Genomic DNA, 19,741 nt, shown 5'->3' with positions numbered 1-19,741 from the left:
TTAATACCCAGCGTTAGGAAGCGTAGGAGATCAGGGAGTTTAAGGCTTTCAGAACTATATAACTATAGTATTATATTTTTATATATCTCCATGCAAAGATTTTAAGAATTATTATTTATATCATCTATCATGTAAATATAGAGGATATTTTAGTCTTCCTAGTTACAGTCGGATAATCCAGTTGTGGCCAAGATTAGTATTACCTTTAACTATAATGTTACAATTATTTACAGGAGATGAGACTGGTATATATTTTGTTGATTCAACCAAATTATCGATATGTCATGCAAAACGTACAAATAATAATAAAGTGTTTAGTGGCATTGCTAAAATAGGTATGAGTAGTTACGGATGGTTTATGGGATTTAAATTACATATTGTAATTAATAATAAAGGTCAGATTATGGCAATTAAAATAACAAAGGGTAATGCTAGTGATTTATCTGCTGTAGACTCAATTACCAAAGGATTATGGGGTAAATTATTTGGAGACAAGGCTTATATTTCTAAGGAAATGTCCGCTAAATTATTTAGTCGTGGGCTACGGTTATTTACTGGGATTCGCAAGGATATGAAAAATCATTTATTAGATATAGAAGATAAAATACTCTTAAAAAGCAGATCAATAATTGAATCAGTATTTAATGTACTAAAAAACAGCATGAACCTTGAACATTCAAGACATCGCTCCCCTATTAATTTCTTAGTTCATATACTTTCTTGCGTAAATGCTTTTAATTTCAATAAATCTAAAAAATTTCTAACACTACTTGCTTATCCTCAGACCTCCTTATCCTAAACTGGCGTTATCAATGCAAATATTAATGTCCCAAAGAATTTTCATGATATTATGTCTAAGAATATTGGAAAAGATATTGAATATAAAATAGTAGACAATGATGTGGAAAGAGGTAAAAAACCGATATTAATAGAACAAGGTAATCTTAAAGAAAAAACAGTAGAGATACACGATAAAACTAGGTTAGATGAATTTTTACGTAAACAAAACTTAAATCCTAAAGCACAAAACCCACAGGAATTATATAGCGAAGATTATCATAAAAAACTCCGACTTATAAATTTAATGATAGTAATTTAGGTATAAAAGTAAGCTATACAAAAGTTACAGATGAAGCTCAAATGATTGGATCACAGTTAGGGAATCAATTACAATCTAATAACTCTAATCCATTGCCAAATACTAATAAAAATGTTATAATAAAGAAAAATAATCAAATAGGTAGGTAATAATATGTCCAAGAAACCAAACAATAAAGATAACGACTTTTTATCACCTGAAGAACTTGCTTTTGCTGAAGAATATGATAAGCATCATGATAATACTGTTGTACATACTAATGATGATGCACAAGCTTGGGCAAAAAAATTGTTAGGTGAGTCTAATAACACTACTACTAATAACCCTACAGACAAAGCTTAATAGCTTAATTTTTATGCAAGGCATTAAAGATCATTTTCGCAAGTGATTTACTAATGCCTTTTACTTTAGAAAGCTCATCTAGCGTCGCATCTGATACTGCTTTATATGAACCAAAATAATGCAGTAATGCCTTTTTACGTGTATCCCCTATTCCCTCTATTTCATCAAGGCTTGAGACTTTTATAGCACGTGACCTACTAAGTCTATGATTCTTTATTGCAAAATTATGAGCTTCATCCCGTAGGATTTGTAAATATTTCATGAGCGGTAAATTCTTGTTCAAGGTAAATACTTCTCTACCTACCATATGAAACTGCTCAAGACCAGCATTTCTATCAGGACCTTTTGACATACAAACAAACGGAATATCCATTTGAAGCTTGTTCATCACTTCTTTAACAATTCCTAAATGTCCTTTCCCCCCATCAATAATCATCAAGCTTGGCAACCTATGCGGCTCTTGTTTTAATCGTGTAAGCCTTCTGGTAAGGACTTGTTTTAGCATTTCATAGTCATCACCTACAGCGTCATACCGTGGCTTGTCCACGGTATCCAAAAAACAACTAACACCATCATTGTTTGTTGATTTACTGGATCCCGTGATCGAGTCACGGGATGACAACGAAAAAACCCGATATTCTTTTTTATCAAAACCGGATTTACCAGCAACTATCATAACCCCGACGGCAAACTTACCTTGAATATGGCTATTATCGTAAACCTCAATTCTCTCAGGAATTTCAGGAAGATTAAATAACTCTTTAACCTCAAACATAAGTTCTTGATTTTTAGTAAATTTCTTTAAATATTGCTCAAGTGAAAATAAAGCATTTTCCTCAGCATTTTGAACTAATTTAAGCTTACCGCCGCTAGCAGGAATTGTAATGCTAAGCTTAGCAAAATCATTAATACTCCTAATCGCTTCTATGATATTATCTTTATCATCAATTTCATGATTGATAATAATTTCCGGAGGCACTTGTTGCTTTTGATAAAATTGCAGTAAAAAATGCCTTAACACTTCTTCTTTAGTACTATTTTCAGTAGAAGTAGGGAAATACGGAATATTACCGCAAGCTTGCCCTATTCTATATAAAAATACCTCTACGCAATAATGCCCATTCTTTTCTACAATAGCAATTATATCTGCATCTTTAACAATATCCGTAATACCAGCTTTAAGCTGTACATAACTCAATGCCTTAATACGATCTCTGATGTCTGCCGCTTCTTCAAAACGCATCTGCTCGCTTAACTCTTCCATTTTCTTCGATAGATTTTCTTGGAGTTCTTTACTGCGTCCTTGCAAGAAATCTTTAACCTGCCCTACTAGCTCTGCATAATCCTTTTTATTAATCTTACCAACACATGGAGCATAACAACGCTTGATTTCATATTGTAGGCAAGGACGAGTACGTGAATTGAAGTAATTATCTGTGCAGGAACGTAGTTTAAAGATTTTTTGTAGTTCTGATAAAGTAGTGTTAACTTCGGTTGCTGAAGCAAACGGACCAAAAAACTTCCCATCATTTAAGGCTCTGCCTCGGTATTTTAGCAATTGCGGGAAATCATGATCTAAACGTAATTTGATGAAAGGGAAAGATTTATCGTCTTTAAGAAGAATATTGAATTTCGGTTGAAATTTTTTGATTAGCTGAGCTTCTAAAAGCAGTGCTTCGACTTCAGAATTAGTAATGCTATACTCTAACGAGCAAGTATTTGCAACCATCCGAAGCGTTTTAGTATCTAAATCTGTTTTAATGTAATTAGTAAGACGCTTTTTTAGGTTTTTAGCTTTACCGACATAAATGACTTGTTTATTAGCGTCAAACATCCGATAGACCCCTGAACGCTCAGGGATATCTATAAGCTTGGACTTAATTAACTCATTTCCGGTAAGTTCCATAGTCATATATTATATGTCATTCCCGTGTAGGCTTGCCCGCGTGGATCAAAAAACACTCTTGGTGTCATCTAATTGCTTGATCACAGTATCCAAAAAATAATAAAAAATACTAATATTATTAGTATTTTTTTACTAGATTGCTTCGTCGAAACTTACAGTTTCTTCTCGCAATGACGGGAACTAAGTTATAACTGTTTTTTCTCTTGAATCAGCTCAAATACCTCGACTGTATCGCCCTCTCTGATATCTTCGTAATTCTCAAATGCGATACCACACTCATAGCCTTCTCTGACTTCTTTAACTTCTTCTTTAAAGCGTTTTAAAGTTTTCAGCTTACCCTCATGAATTACTATATTATCACGTAATAAGCGTACTCCTGCTCCTTTCTTAATAATACCTCTAGTGACATAAGAACCAGCGATTTTACCAATCTTGGTAATGTTAAATATCTGCCTAATTTCTACTGATCCAATATATTGTTCTCTGATAATCGAATCAAGCATTCCGCTCATAATTGCTTTCACGTCATCTAATAGATCGTATATTATGCTGTAATATCTAATTTCAACTTTTTCTTTCTCTGCAGCAGTTTTTGCGTTTGCACCTGCTCTAACATTAAAACCAACAATGATAGCTGAAGAAGCATGAGCAAGTGATACATCCGATTCTGTTATAGGACCTACACCACTGTGAAGAATGCGGAGCTTAACTTCATCATTTGGTAATTTTAATAAACTACCAGCAATAGCTTCAACTGACCCGTGAACATCACCTTTAATAATTAAAGGTAATTCTTTAATTTTACTACTACCAGAAGCTTTTAAGAATAAATCTTCTAGACTTGAACGTGGTGCTATAGATATTTTCTTTTCTTTAGCAACTCGCTCCCTATATTCTGCTATGTCTTTTGCTTGCTTTTCAGTTTGTACTACGTTAAACATATCACCGGCATGAGGAACATGACTCAAGCCCTGAATTTCTATTGGAACGGATGGGGTAGCTTCTAAAACTTCTATTCCTTTATCGTTGGTCATTTTTTTGACTTTACCATACGCAGTTCCAGCTATTATAATATCGCCACTTTTTAAAGTACCACGCTGAACTAGCATGGTTGTTAACGCACCTCTTCCTTTTTCGATTTTTGATTCGATCACGACACCGCTAGCTGATCCGAATGGACTTGCTTTTAAATTTTGCATTTCTGCAATTAATAAAATAGCTTCTTCAAGCTTGTCTAAATTAATTTTTTTAAGTGCCGAGATCGGAATAACCATAACATCACCACCAGCTTCCTCGCCGATAATTTCATACATATAGAGTTCGTTTTTTACACGCTCAATATCAATATCAGGCTTATCTATCTTATTAATGGCAACTATTATAGGAACATTTGCTGCTTTTGCATGGTTAATCGCTTCAACAGTTTGCGGCTTAATTCCGTCATCTGCTGCAACTACTATGATAACTATATCAGTGACACCTGCCCCTCTTGAACGCATTTCTGAGAAAGCTTCATGACCAGGAGTATCAATAAATGTAATAGCTCTACCATCAGCAAGCGTTACTCTATAAGCACCGATATGCTGGGTAATTCCCCCTGTCTCACCGGATGCTACATCTGTAGATTTCAGAGCATCAAGTAGAGAAGTTTTTCCGTGGTCAACATGCCCCATAACTGTAACAACTGGTGCACGTGATCTTAAATCTTCTTCTTTATCATTGGTAATTAAGATATTTTCAACATCCGATTCTTGGACTCTTTTGACAGCATGACCTAGATGTGTGGCTACTAATTCTGCAGTATCTGCATCAATTGTTTGACTAGCATTAGCAAGGATGCCAAGCTTCATTAACTCTTTAATAACATCAGATACACGCTCAGACATTGCATTTGCAAAATCACCAACACCAATAACTTCAGGTAGCGTTATTTCTCTATATACTTTTTCAGGGGCTTGTACTAATGATTTACGCTTTTCTTTTTCTCTTGCTCTTTTTATAGAAGCAAGACTTCTAGTTCTAGTTCTATTGTCGTTTTCATCGTCACCAACCATATTAAAGAGGTCAGTCTTTTTAAACTTTCTTGATTCTTCAACTTTAGGTTTTGGTGCAATCACCTTATTTTCGGTTACTTTATCTACATCTTTTTCCGATTCTATACCATAACGAGTTCTAGTTCCTACTAACGGAGATTTTACAAAAATATCCTCTTTCTTTTTAGGAGTTTGAAGTGCAGACTCCTCAGTATCTTTTACTTCTTCTATTTTTGTCTCTTCTTTAACTTTGTTAGTATCGCTGCTTTCTTCTTGCTCAACTTCTATAGGATCTTCTTGTGAAGCAATAGATTGATTAATACTTGCAAGTTTACTTAAAGTACTTATTTGTGAATTATCATTTAATTTTGATTGTTCTGCAGCTTTTTTTAGAATAGATAAGCGTCTGTTAAATTCTTCACTACCACTACTTGAACCAGTTTCTAAACTACCTTTCTCTTTATTTAATGAAAGGGTAGTAGTAGAACCACTAGAGCTTTTTCTAACCTCTACTAATGTTTTCGACTTAGCATTAACAAAATTTTGAGTACTCGCAAGAGAGTCAAAAGACTTGTTAAGTGACAATTTCGTATTGCTAAGTGTCAACTTTTTGGGTTTGTTTTCCTGGTTATCCGTCATATTTAAACCTTTGTGTTTAGTAATAGAACCCTTTGCTAGAGTAATATGGTGCCTTAACTGGAGACCGTCATTGCGAGGAGCGTAGCGACAAAGCAATCTCAGGACATTCTCACGAGATTGCCACGCCACTTTCAGTGGCTCGCAATGACAAATATGACACCAAAATTTTTTTATTCTTCTTTTAGCTCGCTATGTTGTTTAGCCGTCTTAATTAATAATTTAATATTTTCATCTGTTATATTAGAATTTGGAGCTAAATTTTTAAATTCATTTACGCTCATTTCACCTAAATCTTCTATGGTCTTAATACCATATTCAGCAAATTTTAGTATTAATTCAGGTTGTATTTCTAATATGTCTATTAATTCTTGTTCGACTCCAAGCTCTTCAAGTTCTTTAACAATCTTTTCATTTTTGAGATTAACATAATTAATAGCTCTATTTCTAATCTCTACAGCAAGCTCCTCTTCAAAACCTTCAATATTCATTAAAGCATTAACATCACTATTTGCAATTTGTTCTACTGTATTAAATCCACTAACTGATAAAAGCTGCCCGATTACTTCTTCAACGTCTAAAGCTTCCATAAATAATTCTGTAGAAGTTACGAACTCTTCATTTCTTCGTTTTGACTCTTGCTCTTCAGTCATTATATCGATATTCCATCCTGTAAGTTTAGCAGCAAGTCTTACATTTTGTCCTCTTCTACCTATTGCAAGGCTTTGATTCTCTTGTGAAACTACTATCTCTAATTTTCTTTTATCTTCATCAATAAGAATTTTTAAAATTTCAGCAGGTGCAAGAGCATTGATTATAAACTGTGCAACATCCCTATTCCATAATATTATATCAATTTTTTCTCCATTTAGCTCATTTGTTATAGCTTTTACCCTATTGCCTCTAATACCAACACATGAACCTATCGGGTCTACACTACTATCTGAAGCAAATACAGCTATTTTGGCTTTTGAACCGGCATCACGTGCTACTGCTTTTATTTCGATCATTCCCTCATAAATTTCTGTAACTTCTAACTCAAATAGTTTAGCAAGCATCCTATCATCTGCTCTAGATAAAAAGATTTGTGGACCTTTTGTTTCGTGTCTTACATCTTGTACATATGCTTTAACACGATCACCAACTTTAAAATTTTCACCTTTAATCTGTTGTTCTCTCTTTATTATTGCCTCAGCACGGTTAAGGTCAACTATTATATCACCATATTCTATTCTTTTGACAACACCATTTATAACTTCACCTTTTCTATCTTTGAAATCATGATATTGTTTTTCACGCTCTGCTTCTATAACACGTTGTGTTATGACTTGTTTTGCGGCTTGAGCTGCTACTCTCGCATGATCAATAGAAGGCAAATATTCATATATTTCACCATCAATTTTAACTTCAGGATCTTTTTGTAAAGCTTCGGTAAGTGAAATTTGTGTTAAATAATCTTCTACATTTTCTACTACTTTAAGCACTCTTAAAAGATTTATTTCACCTGTCTTTCTATTTATTTGTGCTTTGATATTATATTCATTGCCATATTTTTTTCGCCCTGCTACTTGCACTGCTTGTTCTACAGTTGATATCAAAACTTCTTTTGATATTCCTTTCTCACGAGCTACAGAATCTATAATTTGTAAAATTTCTATGTTACCTATATTAGACATATATTACATTACCTTGTATTACTTTTATTCTCAGAACCTAATAATTTTTTAAACATTTCTTCTGTTAAAACTAGGTTAGCACTTTTAATTAAATCGTAATTAATTATTACTTCTTGGTTTTCCCATTTTAAATATACTTTATCGTCTTTAGCCTCAATTATCGTACCTTGATAACGGCTTCTACCATTTAACAACTCTTTAAGCTTAATTTTAACTTCTCGTCCTACAAATCTTTTATAATTTTCAAATTTTACTAATGGACGTTCAACACCACTTGATGAAACCTCTAAATAATATGCCTCTTCTATCAAATCTTCAACATCTAAAATAGCCGAAATAGTATTGCTTGCTTTAGTGCAATCTTCTACCGTTACTTTTTGATCATCAAGCCTATCTATTAATATCTCGACTACTTTAGAGCTTAGACCTTTAACACGTACAAGCACTACTTCAAACCCCATATCTTTTAAGGTTTCTTGTATCAAATCTGTTATTTGTTGTTCAATAGTTTGCATTCTTTGGCTTTTATAACAAAAAAGGCGGGATAACCCACCTTTTTTTAATTCCAATATTGTATCCCTTAAAAAGGCAGAATACACTAGTTCATATATATAAGCAATATTTATTTAACAATAAAAAGAACTATATGTTTAATGAAACGGACAGACACCTATTAATGCTGAATCAAGAATTTCTGGTATCGAACCGAATCCCTCTACATGAATATTAACGTCTTCAACACCCCATCCCTTTAATGTCTGCTGTATAGCAGTACTAAAAGAGCTAGAAGTACAAACTTCATAATGGCTATCATAATTTTCTAAAATATCGCTTAAAGATTCTTTAGTCATTCTACCACTATAATATAGACTTATATAAATGTTTTTTTGTATATTCAAGATAAAAAATAAAATTTTTATGCAGTTAACAAGTTTTACAGATTATGGATTACGTAGTCTTATATATCTTGCATCTAAACAGGAGAAAATTTGTAGTATAAAAGAAATAGCAGAATACTATAATATTTCGCTTAATCATTTAGTAAAGGTAATACACAAATTAGCACAATTAGGATATATAACTAGTAGTAAAGGAAAAGGAGGTGGAATTAGATTAGCATCTAACCCCTCTTCTATAAAACTTGGAGATATAATAGAGAAGTTAGAGCCTAATATGGATATAGTAGAGTGTTTTAATAAGGATACTAATCAATGTAGAATCACTAATTCGTGCCAATTTAAACATTTTATTAAGGAGGCAAGCAATGCATTTATAAAAACACTTAATAATTATACATTAGAGGATGCAATTAATAATAAATTGATTTAAAGTGTCTTTTTTCTCTGCCCTACTATTAAAAATTCTTTATTTCCTTTAGCTCCAAGTATCGGGCTTTCTACAATACTGAATATCTCAAAATTATGTTCTTCTTCAAGCCAAGCTTTAATTTTATTGCACACTTTTTGATGGAGTAACGGATTTTTAATAATTCCCCCCTCCTCTACCTCCTGCTTTTCGACTTCAAATTGCGGCTTAATTAGAGCTATAAGCAAACAATTTTTCTTAGCTAAAGCAAATGAAGCAGGCAGAATAGTGGTTAAGCTAATAAAGCTTGCATCACAAACTATCAAATCAGGCTGAGTAGTTATTTGTTTTTCGGTTAAATATCGTGCATTAGTTTTCTCAAGTACTATAATTTGTGGATTGTCACGCAATCTATGATGCAGCTCGCCATAACCAACATCTACAGCAAAAACTAACTTTGCACCTTGCTCCAATAAAACTTCCGTAAAACCGCCAGTACTGCTTCCAAGATCAATGCAAACCATACCGCTAGGGTTAATCTTGAAATGATCTAAAGCCTTAATTAACTTTAATGCTCCTCTTGAAACATAATTATGCTTCGGCAATTTTACCTTAATATCCTTATCATTTACATTAACTTGAGTTCCGGCTTTGGTTAATTGCTCATGTTTATTATGCACTTTACCCTGCATAATTAGACTTTGTGCTATTTGGATACTTGGGGCAAAACCTTTTTGCAGTAAAAATTCATCAAGTCTTATTTTAGTCATTGTAAATTGAGTAATACTTGATTTTGTAGTTTAAACAATTCTGAAACACCAGCTTTTGCAAGTTTTAACATTTCTAAAAATTGCTCTTCAGAAAAAGGTTCTTTCTCTGCCGTTCCTTGAATTTCAATTAAGTTTCCATTACCTGCAAACACAAAATTACTATCTACTTCAGCGTCACTATCTTCTAAATAATCCAAATCTAATATAGGTTGACCTTTATATATACCGCAAGAAACGGCAGCAACTTGGTTAATTAATGGATTTACTTTCAGAATTCTTTTCTTCATTAATGATCTAATAGCTAAATGCAAAGCTACATAACTCCCTGTTATAGCGGCAGTTCTAGTACCTCCATCGGCATTAATCACATCACAATCTATGGTAATTTGTCGCTCACCAAGTTTTTGTAAGTCAATTATCGAACGCATCGCCCTCCCAATTAAACGCTGTATTTCTTGCGTTCTACCTGACTGCTTACCTTGCACCGCTTCCCTTTTATTACGCTGAGCTGTAGAACCCGGGAGCATGCTATATTCTGCGGTAATCCATCCTCTGTTCTGGTTACGTAAAAATGGCGGTACTGTCGTATCATAACTTGCACTACACATAACATGAGTGTTGCCTATTTTAATAAGACATGAGCCTTCTGCGTTAATAAGAGGAGATAATTCTAATGAAATAGGACGTAATTGATTGCTTTTTCTGCCTGACTGCCTCATAATATAATATTTATACCTCTAATAGATGAAGAATAGATAGACAAAGTTTTATTTGGAAAAGATTTTAAATAAAACAAGTATACCCCATTGAAAATTTTAGATTTTTTATTATATCTTATACTATAAGTAAATCAATAATAGTTATACGATGACGGACAATAATATAGAAAACAAAGAAGAAGCAATAAATAATATTGCTGAAGAGGTAGAAAATACTGAAACTAATTCAGAAATAGCAGACTTAAAAGCCCAAATAGAAGAGCTAAAAGATAAGCTAATTAGAGCAAGTGCTGAAATAGATAATACAAGAAAGCGTTTAGAAAAAGCACGTGATGATGCAAGAGATTATGCGATTACTACATTTGCTAAAGAACTTTTAAACGTTAGCGATAATCTATCTAGAGCATTAGAGCATAAACCACTAGATGCTTCAGTAGAAGTAACGAATATTATTGCTGGTGTTCAGATGACTAAAGATGAACTAGATAAAGTATTTCATAAGCATCATATAGAAGAAATAAAGCCAGAAATAGGATCATCATTTGATTATAATTTGCATAATGCAATTTCTCAAATAGAGCATCCTGATCATGAACCTAATAGTGTTATTAATATAATGCAAGTTGGTTATAAAATTAAAGATAGGTTATTAAGACCTGCGACTGTTCAAGTAACAAAAAAGTAGATATACTAGATGAACTTGAAAAATTGGATACGTCGTCTTATAAGATCTGCGGTGCTCACGTATTAAGTAACTGCTGCCGCTCCTTGCCTTATAGACCGATTACTCTTTTCCAAGTTGATCTTCGTATACACAACTCTTCATTTATTAGGAGTATATATATGAATAAAACCGCTATATTTTGGCTTCTTTTTATAGGAATTTTTATAAGCGGTTTTATGCTAATTTCAGAAGCAATAAGACCATTTTTTATTGCTTTTATAATTTCTTATTTACTACAACCTGCTATAGAATTTGTTGCGTCAAAATTTAAACTATCAAATAAAATTTCATCTATTGTAGTTTACTTGATATTTTTAAGTATATTTTTTACTGCACTTACTCTTTTAGTACCGGTAATTTATGGGCAGGTTTCTACTTTTGTTAATAATATCCCTAAATATAAGGATTATTTTCAAGCAGAAATATTACCGCCTATAATGACAAAAATTTATGCTGTAGAACCTAATATCGCTGATAAGATACGGGATTCTTTAAGTAATTTCATAAATAGTATATTCACTATACTTGGCAGCCTTGCTAATAATTTTTGGCACTATACTCTCATTACAATTAATATATTTGTCTTGTTTTTACTTATACCTATAATATTATTTTATTTCTTACGTGATTGGATGAGAATTATCGAAAATATGAAATCATTATTACCGCTAAAAAGCAGGCATAAAATCCTTGGAATATTATCCTCTATCAATAGCCTGCTTGCTGCTTATATAAGAGGTCAGCTAAATATCTGTTTAATGTTATCGATTTATTATAGCATCTCATTTAGTGTAATAGGCATTGATCTTGCTCTTTTACTTGGAATCTTAACAGGTTTTTTAGTTATTATTCCTTTTATCGGCACTTTTATCTCTTTTCTTCTAACTCTAACTGTCGGATATTTAACCTTTGGTGCAACCACAAAACTGTTTTATATAATAGTGGTCTATTTAATCGGAAATATTTGTGAGTCATATATTCTAACACCTAAAATTATTGGTGATAAAATAGGTTTACATCCTCTTTGGATTATATTCTCAATTTTTGCCTGCGGTAGCTTATTCGGCTTTATTGGAATATTTTTCGCTATACCAATAGCCGGCGTCACGAAGATTTTACTTTTTAATATAATTAAATTCTATAAATCTAGTAGATTTTACCGCTTGGAGGGGTAAGTATTTTAATTGTCATTTTTATTAGATAAATTAAGTAATTTTTGATCAAAAGTAAGTAACGGTATATTTAAAAACTTTGCTTTAGCTAACATATACAATCAACTATATGAATGTTATGCCTACTGTAATATTCTAAAGCAGCTAAATAATATTCCTTTTCACAATGAATGCCTTTATAGGCAAGTAAGCCTGATAAATTAGTAAATATCTCACTACGTGAAACTTTATAAACAGAAGATAAAACAAATACTATTTCAGTAAATGTGGTTTGCTCTAATATTAAAATAATTTGTCCTGTTTTGACTTTTTCAAATATTTCTTTTGCTTTATCAAACATATTTTGATCATTAGCAACTAAATATCTTACAATAAAATTTGTATCACATATATATTTCATATTATTTTCTTACGTTTTCTCTCCAAGCTTTATCTCTCATCTCTTCAAAAGAAGCTTCTGTATTTTTTTTATATTTTGCAAAAACACCTCCTACATCTAAAACAGGAGATAAGATAACCTGATGATTATCATTAACTTCTACAGCAATAACAGTGCTACTTAGAATATCTCTGGCTTTTTTTGGTAAAACGATTTGTCCTTTAGAGGTAATGGTTAAAGTATTGATATACATGTTAATAACTTATAATTATTTGATATGACTTACTATATAATATTATTATACCAAACTTAATAAATAAGAAAAACTAAAAAAGTAATATTAATCAAATATTTTTACACTGACGATTATTACTTATATATTTGTTGCTATTTTTTTGTTGCTATTTTTTCCAAGTACTCATATCAAATTTAATAAAACCCCTTATAGAAAAAAGGCTCAAATAAACTAATGGTGTGCAGCAGATGGTAAAAAATAATTTCCAGCTATAGCTATTAAATATTAATTTCCATATTTGCTCGACAGGAAAGATATTAAACATTGCCATAAAACTAATCACGATAGTAGTATCGATAAATATTAACCCACCAATTAAATACCTGACATAATAGTTGCAAATACTAAAATATAATGTTAGAATGAAATAATGCTAAAAAAAGAAGATTTTAGGACATTATCAACGAGTGCACAAGCAGCTTTAAGAAAAGTTGCATTAAGAGCAATTGATAAAGGAGAAAAACAATCAGATGTATCAAATCTTATAGGAGTAACACGTCAGACTATTAGTAACTGGGTTAACAAAAGAAGAAGAGGTGATAAATATGCAATAACTGGCAAGTCTAGAGGAAGAAAGACAGGAGAGAAAAGAATAATAAATGAAATGCTGGGTAAAAAAATACAAGATTATATAAATCACTCTAGACCAGAAGATCACAATATCAAATCTGCACTATGGTCAAGAAAAGCTATTAATGCCCTGATTAAAAAATGCTGTGGTTTCTTTTTGCCATTAAGTACGATTGGAGAATATTTAAGAAGATGGGGATATACTGCACAAAAACCAAAGAAATTAGCTTATGAGCAACAGCCAAAACAAGTTCAAGTATGGCTAGATGAAGAATATCCCGCAATAGTAAAACAAGCACAAATGGAACAAGCTGAAATACACTGGTGTGATGAAGTGGGTATAAAATCAGAATGTCAGGTGTTACAGAGCTATTCTTTAAAAGGCAAAACACCCGTAGTTATTCATAAATCAAAACGATTTACTATAAATATGATATCAACTGTTACGAACAATGGTAAACTAAGGTTCATGTTATATGAAGATACACTAAAAACAGATATATTTATAGAATTTCTAAGAAGATTAGTGAAATCTGCAAGAAGGAAGATCTTTTTAATATTAGACAATTTAAAAGTACATCATAGTAAAAAAGTATACAGCTGGACAAATAAGCATAAAGATAAAATTTCTTTGTTTTTTTTGCCTCCTTATACTCCACAACATAATCCAGATGAATACTTAAATAATGACTTAAAAAGAAATGTAAATAGAAAACATATACCTCTTACAAAAGATGAGTTAAAATACAATCTTAAATCTTATTTACGTTGCTTACAGAACAATCCTAAACATATACAAAAATTGTTCCAAGCCGATGATGTTAAATATGCCTCTTAAGTCAGGTATTTAATTGGTGGGTTAATAATGAGATACAAGTACTAACATTACTTCTTAACCACAAATATTTTCCTTTAGTTAATTTGCGTATCCATAAATATAAATTAACATCAATTGCTTGAGCAATATAACATGCGATAATAGATGCAAGGAATGCTACACTATAATAACTAAATACTTTATTAAATGTTTCATTATTGATTTTTGACCAATTAGTAGCCGGCAAATAACTTACAAACATTATAATTATAGTAACTAGGACATTCATACATATTGCTAATCTAATACAAAAATTAGCTTTTTCTTTTCCATATAGCTCAGTAATTATATCAGTAATTAAAAATGTTAAAGGGTATAATATTGCTCCTGCTGATAACTCAAACTTATAAAACGGTATTTGTAACATAACAAATTTTTGATATATTTTTGATATATTAAGTTACCAAGTATTATAAGAGTAGAGAATATTATACAAAGCCCTATATAAATTTTTTCGCTATTTGTCATAGTTAGCTATTTATCTCTCTGCTATTATCTATTATTATAAATCGGTGTCATCCCGTGGCTTGACCACGGGAGGCATTGTTGCGTGGATCAGTTTTTCCGTCATTGCGAGGAAATTACGAAGTAATTGACGAAGCAATCCAGTTAAAAAATGCTAATTTATAGCATTTTTTATTATTTTTTCTGGATTGCCACGCTCATTTCATTCGCTCGCAATGACGACTCTCGATCTACGCAACAAAGCCTTAAGCGGGGATGACATTACAATAAACTAAACTGTTGTATTAAAAATAATTATCAGTTATAATAAATAATTTACAAAATAATGACAAACACTAAATATTACCCAGAAGTTAGCTCAAATGCTGATTTTGCTACCATAGAAAAAGAAATATTAAAATTTTGGCAAGATAATAATATATTCCAAAAATCTATTGATATTAGAGAGGGCGATGCTGAGTTTATCTTTTACGATGGTCCGCCTTTTGCTAATGGGTTACCGCATTATGGGCACTTACTAACTGGCTTTATTAAAGACGTATATGCTAGATATCAAACGGTTAGAGGTAAGAAAGTAGAGCGTCGTTTCGGTTGGGATTGTCACGGACTACCTGCTGAAATGCAATCTGAAAAGGAACTCGGTATTTCAGGGCGTCTTGCTATTACTAATTTCGGGATAGAAAAGTTTAACTCTCATTGTAGAGATTCGGTAATGAAATATGCCGGTGAGTGGGAGCAATATGTAACACGTCAAGCAAGATGGGTGGATTTTAAGAATTCTTATAAAACAATGGATAAGAATTTTATGGAATCTGTGCTTTGGGCATTCAAAGAGTTATATAATAAAGGATTATTGTACGAATCTATGAGGGTTATGCCATATTCTTGGGCATGCGAAACTCCGCTTTCTAACTTTGAAACAAGACTTGATAATTCATATAGAGAGCGAGCAGATAAAGCTGTAACAGTTAGTTTTGTACTGAACGACAAAATACCTCATGGTGATTATAAGGAGTATCGTGTTTTAGCTTGGACGACTACCCCTTGGACATTGCCGTCAAATCTAGCCTTAGCAGTTGGCAGTGATATTAATTATGCGTTAGTTCCTAAAGGCGATGTCTGTTATATCATAGCTGCCTCATCTGTTTCTAAATACGCTAAAGAATTAGAGCTAAAAGGCGATGAGCAATTCACGATAATTAAAGGCTCAGAGCTTCAAGGATTAAGCTATAAGCCGCTATTTGACTATTTCAAAAATCATCCGAATAGCTTTAGGATATTTGCCGGCGATTTTGTTGTTGAGGGAGACGGCACAGGAGTAGTACATATGGCTCCTGGGTTTGGTGAAGATGACCAAATACTTTGTGAATCGAAAGGCATAAAGCTCGTTTGCCCCGTGGATAATAGTGGTAAGTTCACCAAAGAAATACCTGATTTAGAGGGCTTACAAGTATTTGATGCAAACGATAAAATAATAATCAAGCTGAAAGAGCAAGGGAATTGGCTAAAAACCGAGCAATATATTCACAATTATCCGCATTGCTGGCGAACCGATACGCCTCTTATATACAAGGCTGTTCCGTCATGGTACGTAAAAGTTACCGAATTTAAAGACAGAATGGTAGAGCTAAATCAGCAAATTAATTGGATACCGACGCATGTTAAAGATAATTTATTCGGTAAATGGCTTGAGAATGCTAGAGATTGGTCAATAAGCCGTAATAGATTCTGGGGAACACCTTTGCCGGTATGGAAGTCTGACGATCCAAAATATCCACGCATAGATGTTTACGGCTCTATAGAAGAGCTAGAAACAGATTTTGGTGTTAAAATTACTGATTTACATCGTCCATTTATTGATGAGTTAACGCAGACCAATCCCGACGATCCAACCGGTAAATCAACAATGCGTAGAATAGAAGACGTATTTGACTGTTGGTTTGAAAGCGGCTCGATGCCTTACGGGCAAGCACACTACCATTTTGAAAATAAGCAGTGGTTTGAGGATCATTTTCCGGCAGATTTCATAGTTGAATATTCCGCACAAACACGTGGCTGGTTCTATACTTTAATGGTGTTATCTACTGCCCTATTCGATCGTCCACCATTTTTAAATTGTATATGCCACGGGGTGATTTTAGATGCTACGGGTCAAAAGCTTTCAAAGCGTCTAAATAACTATGCCGATCCGCTGGAGCTATTCGATAAATATGGCTCAGATGCCTTAAGGGTAACAATGCTTTCTTCCAATGTTGTTAAAGGGCAAGAGCTACTGATTGATAAAGACGGCAAAATGGTATTTGATACGCTTCGTTTGTTTATCAAGCCTATCTGGAATGCTTACCATTTCTTCACGATGTATGCTAATGCCGATCATATTAAAGGCAAGCAGGAGTTTAACTCGGACAATGTGCTTGATATATATATATTATCCAAGCTCAAAATAGCAGTAGAAAAGATTAAAGAAAGTTTAGACAATTTTGATACTCAAATAGCTTATCATGCTGTTTCAGAATTTTTTGAAGTGCTAAATAACTGGTATATTAGACGAAGCAGAGCTAGGTTTTGGAAAAGCGAAAAAGATCTAGACAAGCAAAATGCTTATAACACGCTATATACGTGCTTGGAGACTATGTCCATTGCGATGTCATCACTCGTGCCGCTTATCTCGGAAGCGATATATTTGGGGCTAACGAATAGGGTCATACCGCGACTTGATCGCGGTATCTCAGGAGAAAAAGCTATGGCTCAAGATCCCGTGGTCAAGCCACGGGATGACAAGTCAATAGTGGCTCGCAATGACATAAAAAGTGTCCATCTTTGCAACTATCCTGATCTTTCAAAATTTGAAATAAACAGCGAGCTAGTGGATACTATGGATACTGTACTAGATATTTGCAGTCATAGCCTATTCATCAGAAGTAGCGAAAACGCACGTGTAAGACAACCACTTAGCAGTATAACTATTATTAGCAAAAATAACGATAAACTAAAAGATTTTGAAGATTTAATTAAAGATGAAATTAATGTTAAATCAGTAATTTATCGTGATGATTTAGAAAATTATGCAGTTAAAAAATTATCGATTAATTTCCCGCTACTCGGTAAGCGTCTGCCAGCTAAAATGAAAGATATTATAGCTGCCTCTAAAAAGAACGAGTGGGAAGTAACCTCTGGCGGCTTGAGGATCTGTAATGAGACCTTAAATAGCGATGAATATAAACTAATCTTAGAACCTCATTCGCATATTAAAGGGGCTAGCAGCTTTGCCCATAATAGCAGTCTGCTAATACTTGATTTAGAGCTGACCTCTGAGTTAATAGACGAAGGAATAGCTAGAGATATTGTGCGGTCTATACAACAAGCTCGAAAAAATGCCGATTTTGCTATAACAGATAGGATTTTGATTGATATAAATTTGCCTAGAATAACTGATATTTACGGTGAGTTTATTAAAGAGCAAACCTTAAGTGAATTTGCTAAAGATTTTATTCCTGATCATATTAGTGAAATCGAGCTAGAAAACCACAAACTACAACTAAAGATTAAGAAAGTAAACTAATAGTTAATTCTTTAATATTTAGTTAAAACTAAAAAACAAATTTTAAAAGCCGATATTCAAAAACTTATAAAAACCAATCAAATCAACTATGTTGATCCTAAACATGGAACAGCATTAAATAGAGCGATTAAGCTAAAAGATGAAAAAATAATAACAGAGTTATTAGCAAAAAAAAGTTGATATAAATGAAGCTATTTATTTTGCAATAGGTCATGAATATACCCTAGAAGAAATTAAAACATTAATTTCCTTATCTTCATCAGAACTTCCTGATGAGTATCTTTATAAAGCAGTTCATAAAGGTCGTTTAGATTTAGTTCAATATTTTATTGAAGAAAAAAATTTTGATGTTAATACTACAATTAATAATCCTTTACATGGAGGGGCTATATTAAGTATTGCCACCATGCAAGAACATATTGACGTAATAAATTATCTCCTAAAAAATGGTGCTATCGCATCTCAAGGTGTTATATCCGCAATACTAAAAGGTAATGTAGAAATTTTAGAAAAGCTATTCAAATATGGTGCAACAGCTCACGATGGTTATTCAGAAGATCTTGTTGCTTTATTAGTAAATGCTGCGATTCCAGCCAATGATCCTACTTATTCCGACAGTTCATTTTCTGAAACAAAAAAAGACTTATCTAATTATGTAGAAACACTTAAATTTTTATTAGAGCATGGCGGTAATCCTAATGCTGAAATTCTAGAAAGAGGTAAAGTAGTTTTTATAGCATTATTTGCACATATAGCTGAGCCAAAAAATGATACATATAAAGCTATATGCAAACTATTAATTCAATATGAAGCTGATACTTCAAAATTTAAAAGTTATACAGAAGCTATAAATAAACTGAAAGAAGAGATAATAGAAGATATGAAAGTAATTAATAAAAGTGATTTTAAAGATGAGGGGTATATTTCGGATTCTGCTGAAACTAATCAACCATCTAAAAAAGGTTCTAAATTAGTGGATACTTCTTCTAAATCTGTATTCTTTTCTCTTGAAGAAATTATTGAGAAAAATCCTACTACTTTAGGTGGGGACGTTGAAGATATAGTTTAATGTTATTTTTATGGGATATTGACTATAAATATTGTACTAGAAAATACCAAGATGGAACGGTAGTAATAGAAGATGAAAACCGTAATATAATTAAAACTTATAAGGAATGATAAAAATTTAGCAAGTGTCATAGAAGTTAGAG

The 19,741-nt window shown here is 32.5% G+C and carries 19 protein-coding genes; 9 read left to right on the top strand and 10 right to left on the bottom strand.

Annotation, left to right across the window (positions count from 1 at the left end; translation table 11 throughout):
• Positions 1-58: 58 nt before the first annotated feature.
• The 3 genes from AAGD54_RS03500 to AAGD54_RS03490 all read left to right on the top strand — a co-directional run bounded on the left by AAGD54_RS03500 (position 59) and on the right by AAGD54_RS03490 (position 1,441).
• A complete protein-coding gene (locus AAGD54_RS03500; protein ID WP_341795150.1) occupies positions 59-799 on the top strand; it encodes an IS982 family transposase in 741 nt (246 codons plus the stop codon).
• A 51-nt stretch (positions 800-850) separates the two neighbouring features.
• A complete protein-coding gene (locus AAGD54_RS03495) occupies positions 851-1,099 on the top strand; it encodes a hypothetical protein (RefSeq protein ID WP_341795017.1) in 249 nt (82 codons plus the stop codon).
• A 153-nt stretch (positions 1,100-1,252) separates the two neighbouring features.
• The gene (locus tag AAGD54_RS03490) at positions 1,253-1,441 is read left to right on the top strand and encodes a hypothetical protein (protein ID WP_341795016.1); all 189 of its coding nucleotides are present in this window, start codon (positions 1,253-1,255) and stop codon (positions 1,439-1,441) included.
• A gap of 4 nt (positions 1,442-1,445) precedes the next feature.
• On the opposite strand, the gene uvrC is transcribed toward AAGD54_RS03490, so the two are convergent.
• The 5 genes from uvrC to AAGD54_RS03465 form a co-directional block, all read right to left on the bottom strand.
• Positions 1,446-3,353: an excinuclease ABC subunit UvrC gene (gene uvrC / locus AAGD54_RS03485; protein ID WP_341795015.1), complete on the bottom strand. Its 1,908-nt coding sequence runs from the start codon at positions 3,351-3,353 to the stop codon at positions 1,446-1,448.
• A gap of 179 nt (positions 3,354-3,532) precedes the next feature.
• On the bottom strand, positions 3,533-6,019 hold the full coding sequence (infB, locus tag AAGD54_RS03480) for a translation initiation factor IF-2 (RefSeq protein WP_341795014.1): 2,487 nt from the start codon (positions 6,017-6,019) through the stop codon (positions 3,533-3,535).
• Positions 6,020-6,189: 170 nt separating this feature from the next.
• A complete protein-coding gene (nusA, locus tag AAGD54_RS03475; RefSeq protein ID WP_341795013.1) occupies positions 6,190-7,692 on the bottom strand; it encodes a transcription termination factor NusA in 1,503 nt (500 codons plus the stop codon).
• A gap of 8 nt (positions 7,693-7,700) precedes the next feature.
• Positions 7,701-8,207 carry a ribosome maturation factor RimP gene (rimP, locus tag AAGD54_RS03470; protein ID WP_341789218.1) on the bottom strand — a complete coding sequence of 169 codons (507 nt, stop codon included), beginning with the start codon at positions 8,205-8,207 and terminating at the stop codon, positions 7,701-7,703.
• A 135-nt stretch (positions 8,208-8,342) separates the two neighbouring features.
• Entirely contained in the window at positions 8,343-8,543 is a 201-nt protein-coding gene (locus AAGD54_RS03465) for a hypothetical protein (RefSeq protein WP_341795012.1), read from the bottom strand.
• A gap of 67 nt (positions 8,544-8,610) precedes the next feature.
• On the opposite strand from AAGD54_RS03465, the gene AAGD54_RS03460 reads away from it, so the two are divergent.
• Positions 8,611-9,021 (top strand): Rrf2 family transcriptional regulator, encoded by a 411-nt coding sequence (locus AAGD54_RS03460; RefSeq protein WP_341789121.1) that lies wholly within the window; start codon positions 8,611-8,613, stop codon positions 9,019-9,021.
• Here the strand turns inward: AAGD54_RS03460 and AAGD54_RS03455 are convergent.
• Together AAGD54_RS03455 and rph are read right to left on the bottom strand one after the other, a co-directional pair.
• Complete coding sequence (locus AAGD54_RS03455) at positions 9,018-9,767, bottom strand: TlyA family RNA methyltransferase (RefSeq protein ID WP_341795011.1); 750 nt, start codon at positions 9,765-9,767, stop codon at positions 9,018-9,020. The two genes, AAGD54_RS03460 and AAGD54_RS03455, sit on opposite strands and share 4 nt — an antisense overlap.
• Positions 9,764-10,486, bottom strand: coding sequence for a ribonuclease PH (rph, locus tag AAGD54_RS03450; RefSeq protein WP_341789119.1), 723 nt, complete (start codon positions 10,484-10,486; stop codon positions 9,764-9,766). Before rph ends, AAGD54_RS03455 begins: the two co-directional genes overlap by 4 nt.
• Positions 10,487-10,634: 148 nt before the next feature.
• Here rph and grpE point away from each other — a divergent pair, with 148 nt between their 5' ends.
• Positions 10,635-11,171 carry a nucleotide exchange factor GrpE gene (grpE, locus tag AAGD54_RS03445; protein ID WP_341789118.1) on the top strand — a complete coding sequence of 179 codons (537 nt, stop codon included), beginning with the start codon at positions 10,635-10,637 and terminating at the stop codon, positions 11,169-11,171.
• 158 nt (positions 11,172-11,329) lie between these two features.
• Positions 11,330-12,385 (top strand): AI-2E family transporter, encoded by a 1,056-nt coding sequence (locus AAGD54_RS03440; protein ID WP_341795010.1) that lies wholly within the window; start codon positions 11,330-11,332, stop codon positions 12,383-12,385.
• Positions 12,386-12,470: 85 nt separating this feature from the next.
• Here the strand turns inward: AAGD54_RS03440 and AAGD54_RS03435 are convergent, their stop codons facing one another.
• The gene (locus tag AAGD54_RS03435; RefSeq protein ID WP_341795009.1) at positions 12,471-12,782 is read right to left on the bottom strand and encodes a PIN domain-containing protein; all 312 of its coding nucleotides are present in this window, start codon (positions 12,780-12,782) and stop codon (positions 12,471-12,473) included.
• A gap of 1 nt (position 12,783) precedes the next feature.
• Complete coding sequence (locus tag AAGD54_RS03430) at positions 12,784-13,014, bottom strand: AbrB/MazE/SpoVT family DNA-binding domain-containing protein (RefSeq protein WP_341789115.1); 231 nt, start codon at positions 13,012-13,014, stop codon at positions 12,784-12,786.
• Positions 13,015-13,426: 412 nt separating this feature from the next.
• Here AAGD54_RS03430 and AAGD54_RS03425 point away from each other — a divergent pair, with 412 nt between their 5' ends.
• Positions 13,427-14,464, top strand: a complete 1,038-nt coding sequence (locus AAGD54_RS03425) for an IS630 family transposase (protein ID WP_341794233.1) — start codon at positions 13,427-13,429, stop codon at positions 14,462-14,464.
• A 1-nt stretch (position 14,465) separates the two neighbouring features.
• Here the strand turns inward: AAGD54_RS03425 and AAGD54_RS03420 are convergent, their stop codons facing one another.
• The gene (locus AAGD54_RS03420) at positions 14,466-14,870 is read right to left on the bottom strand and encodes a queuosine precursor transporter (protein ID WP_410526051.1); all 405 of its coding nucleotides are present in this window, start codon (positions 14,868-14,870) and stop codon (positions 14,466-14,468) included.
• Between the two features lie 423 nt (positions 14,871-15,293).
• Here AAGD54_RS03420 and ileS point away from each other — a divergent pair, with 423 nt between their 5' ends.
• Together ileS and AAGD54_RS03410 are read left to right on the top strand one after the other, a co-directional pair.
• Complete coding sequence (gene ileS, locus AAGD54_RS03415) at positions 15,294-18,530, top strand: isoleucine--tRNA ligase (protein ID WP_341795008.1); 3,237 nt, start codon at positions 15,294-15,296, stop codon at positions 18,528-18,530.
• A gap of 181 nt (positions 18,531-18,711) precedes the next feature.
• Positions 18,712-19,599: an ankyrin repeat domain-containing protein gene (locus AAGD54_RS03410; protein ID WP_341795170.1), complete on the top strand. Its 888-nt coding sequence runs from the start codon at positions 18,712-18,714 to the stop codon at positions 19,597-19,599.
• The last annotated feature ends 142 nt before the right edge of the window (positions 19,600-19,741 follow it).

This window comes from Rickettsia endosymbiont of Rhinocyllus conicus (assembly GCF_964026465.1).
GTDB lineage: Bacteria > Pseudomonadota > Alphaproteobacteria > Rickettsiales > Rickettsiaceae > Rickettsia.
This window is presented reverse-complemented; position numbering and strand designations above follow the sequence as displayed.

What these genes read in the sequence shown, in the direction of transcription:
- AAGD54_RS03495 (WP_341795017.1), top strand. Translation starts at nt 851, where the DNA reads ATGTCTAAGAATATTGGAAAAGATATTGAATATAAAATAGTAGACAAT.
- AAGD54_RS03490 (WP_341795016.1), top strand. Translation starts at nt 1,253, where the DNA reads ATGTCCAAGAAACCAAACAATAAAGATAACGACTTTTTATCACCTGAA.
- uvrC (WP_341795015.1), bottom strand. Translation starts at nt 3,353, where the DNA reads ATGACTATGGAACTTACCGGAAATGAGTTAATTAAGTCCAAGCTTATA.
- infB (WP_341795014.1), bottom strand. Translation starts at nt 6,019, where the DNA reads ATGACGGATAACCAGGAAAACAAACCCAAAAAGTTGACACTTAGCAAT.
- nusA (WP_341795013.1), bottom strand. Translation starts at nt 7,692, where the DNA reads ATGTCTAATATAGGTAACATAGAAATTTTACAAATTATAGATTCTGTA.
- rimP (WP_341789218.1), bottom strand. Translation starts at nt 8,207, where the DNA reads ATGCAAACTATTGAACAACAAATAACAGATTTGATACAAGAAACCTTA.
- AAGD54_RS03465 (WP_341795012.1), bottom strand. Translation starts at nt 8,543, where the DNA reads ATGACTAAAGAATCTTTAAGCGATATTTTAGAAAATTATGATAGCCAT.
- AAGD54_RS03460 (WP_341789121.1), top strand. Translation starts at nt 8,611, where the DNA reads ATGCAGTTAACAAGTTTTACAGATTATGGATTACGTAGTCTTATATAT.
- AAGD54_RS03455 (WP_341795011.1), bottom strand. Translation starts at nt 9,767, where the DNA reads ATGACTAAAATAAGACTTGATGAATTTTTACTGCAAAAAGGTTTTGCC.
- rph (WP_341789119.1), bottom strand. Translation starts at nt 10,486, where the DNA reads ATGAGGCAGTCAGGCAGAAAAAGCAATCAATTACGTCCTATTTCATTA.
- grpE (WP_341789118.1), top strand. Translation starts at nt 10,635, where the DNA reads ATGACGGACAATAATATAGAAAACAAAGAAGAAGCAATAAATAATATT.
- AAGD54_RS03440 (WP_341795010.1), top strand. Translation starts at nt 11,330, where the DNA reads ATGAATAAAACCGCTATATTTTGGCTTCTTTTTATAGGAATTTTTATA.
- AAGD54_RS03435 (WP_341795009.1), bottom strand. Translation starts at nt 12,782, where the DNA reads ATGAAATATATATGTGATACAAATTTTATTGTAAGATATTTAGTTGCT.
- AAGD54_RS03430 (WP_341789115.1), bottom strand. Translation starts at nt 13,014, where the DNA reads ATGTATATCAATACTTTAACCATTACCTCTAAAGGACAAATCGTTTTA.
- AAGD54_RS03425 (WP_341794233.1), top strand. Translation starts at nt 13,427, where the DNA reads ATGCTAAAAAAAGAAGATTTTAGGACATTATCAACGAGTGCACAAGCA.
- AAGD54_RS03420 (WP_410526051.1), bottom strand. Translation starts at nt 14,870, where the DNA reads ATGTTACAAATACCGTTTTATAAGTTTGAGTTATCAGCAGGAGCAATA.
- ileS (WP_341795008.1), top strand. Translation starts at nt 15,294, where the DNA reads ATGACAAACACTAAATATTACCCAGAAGTTAGCTCAAATGCTGATTTT.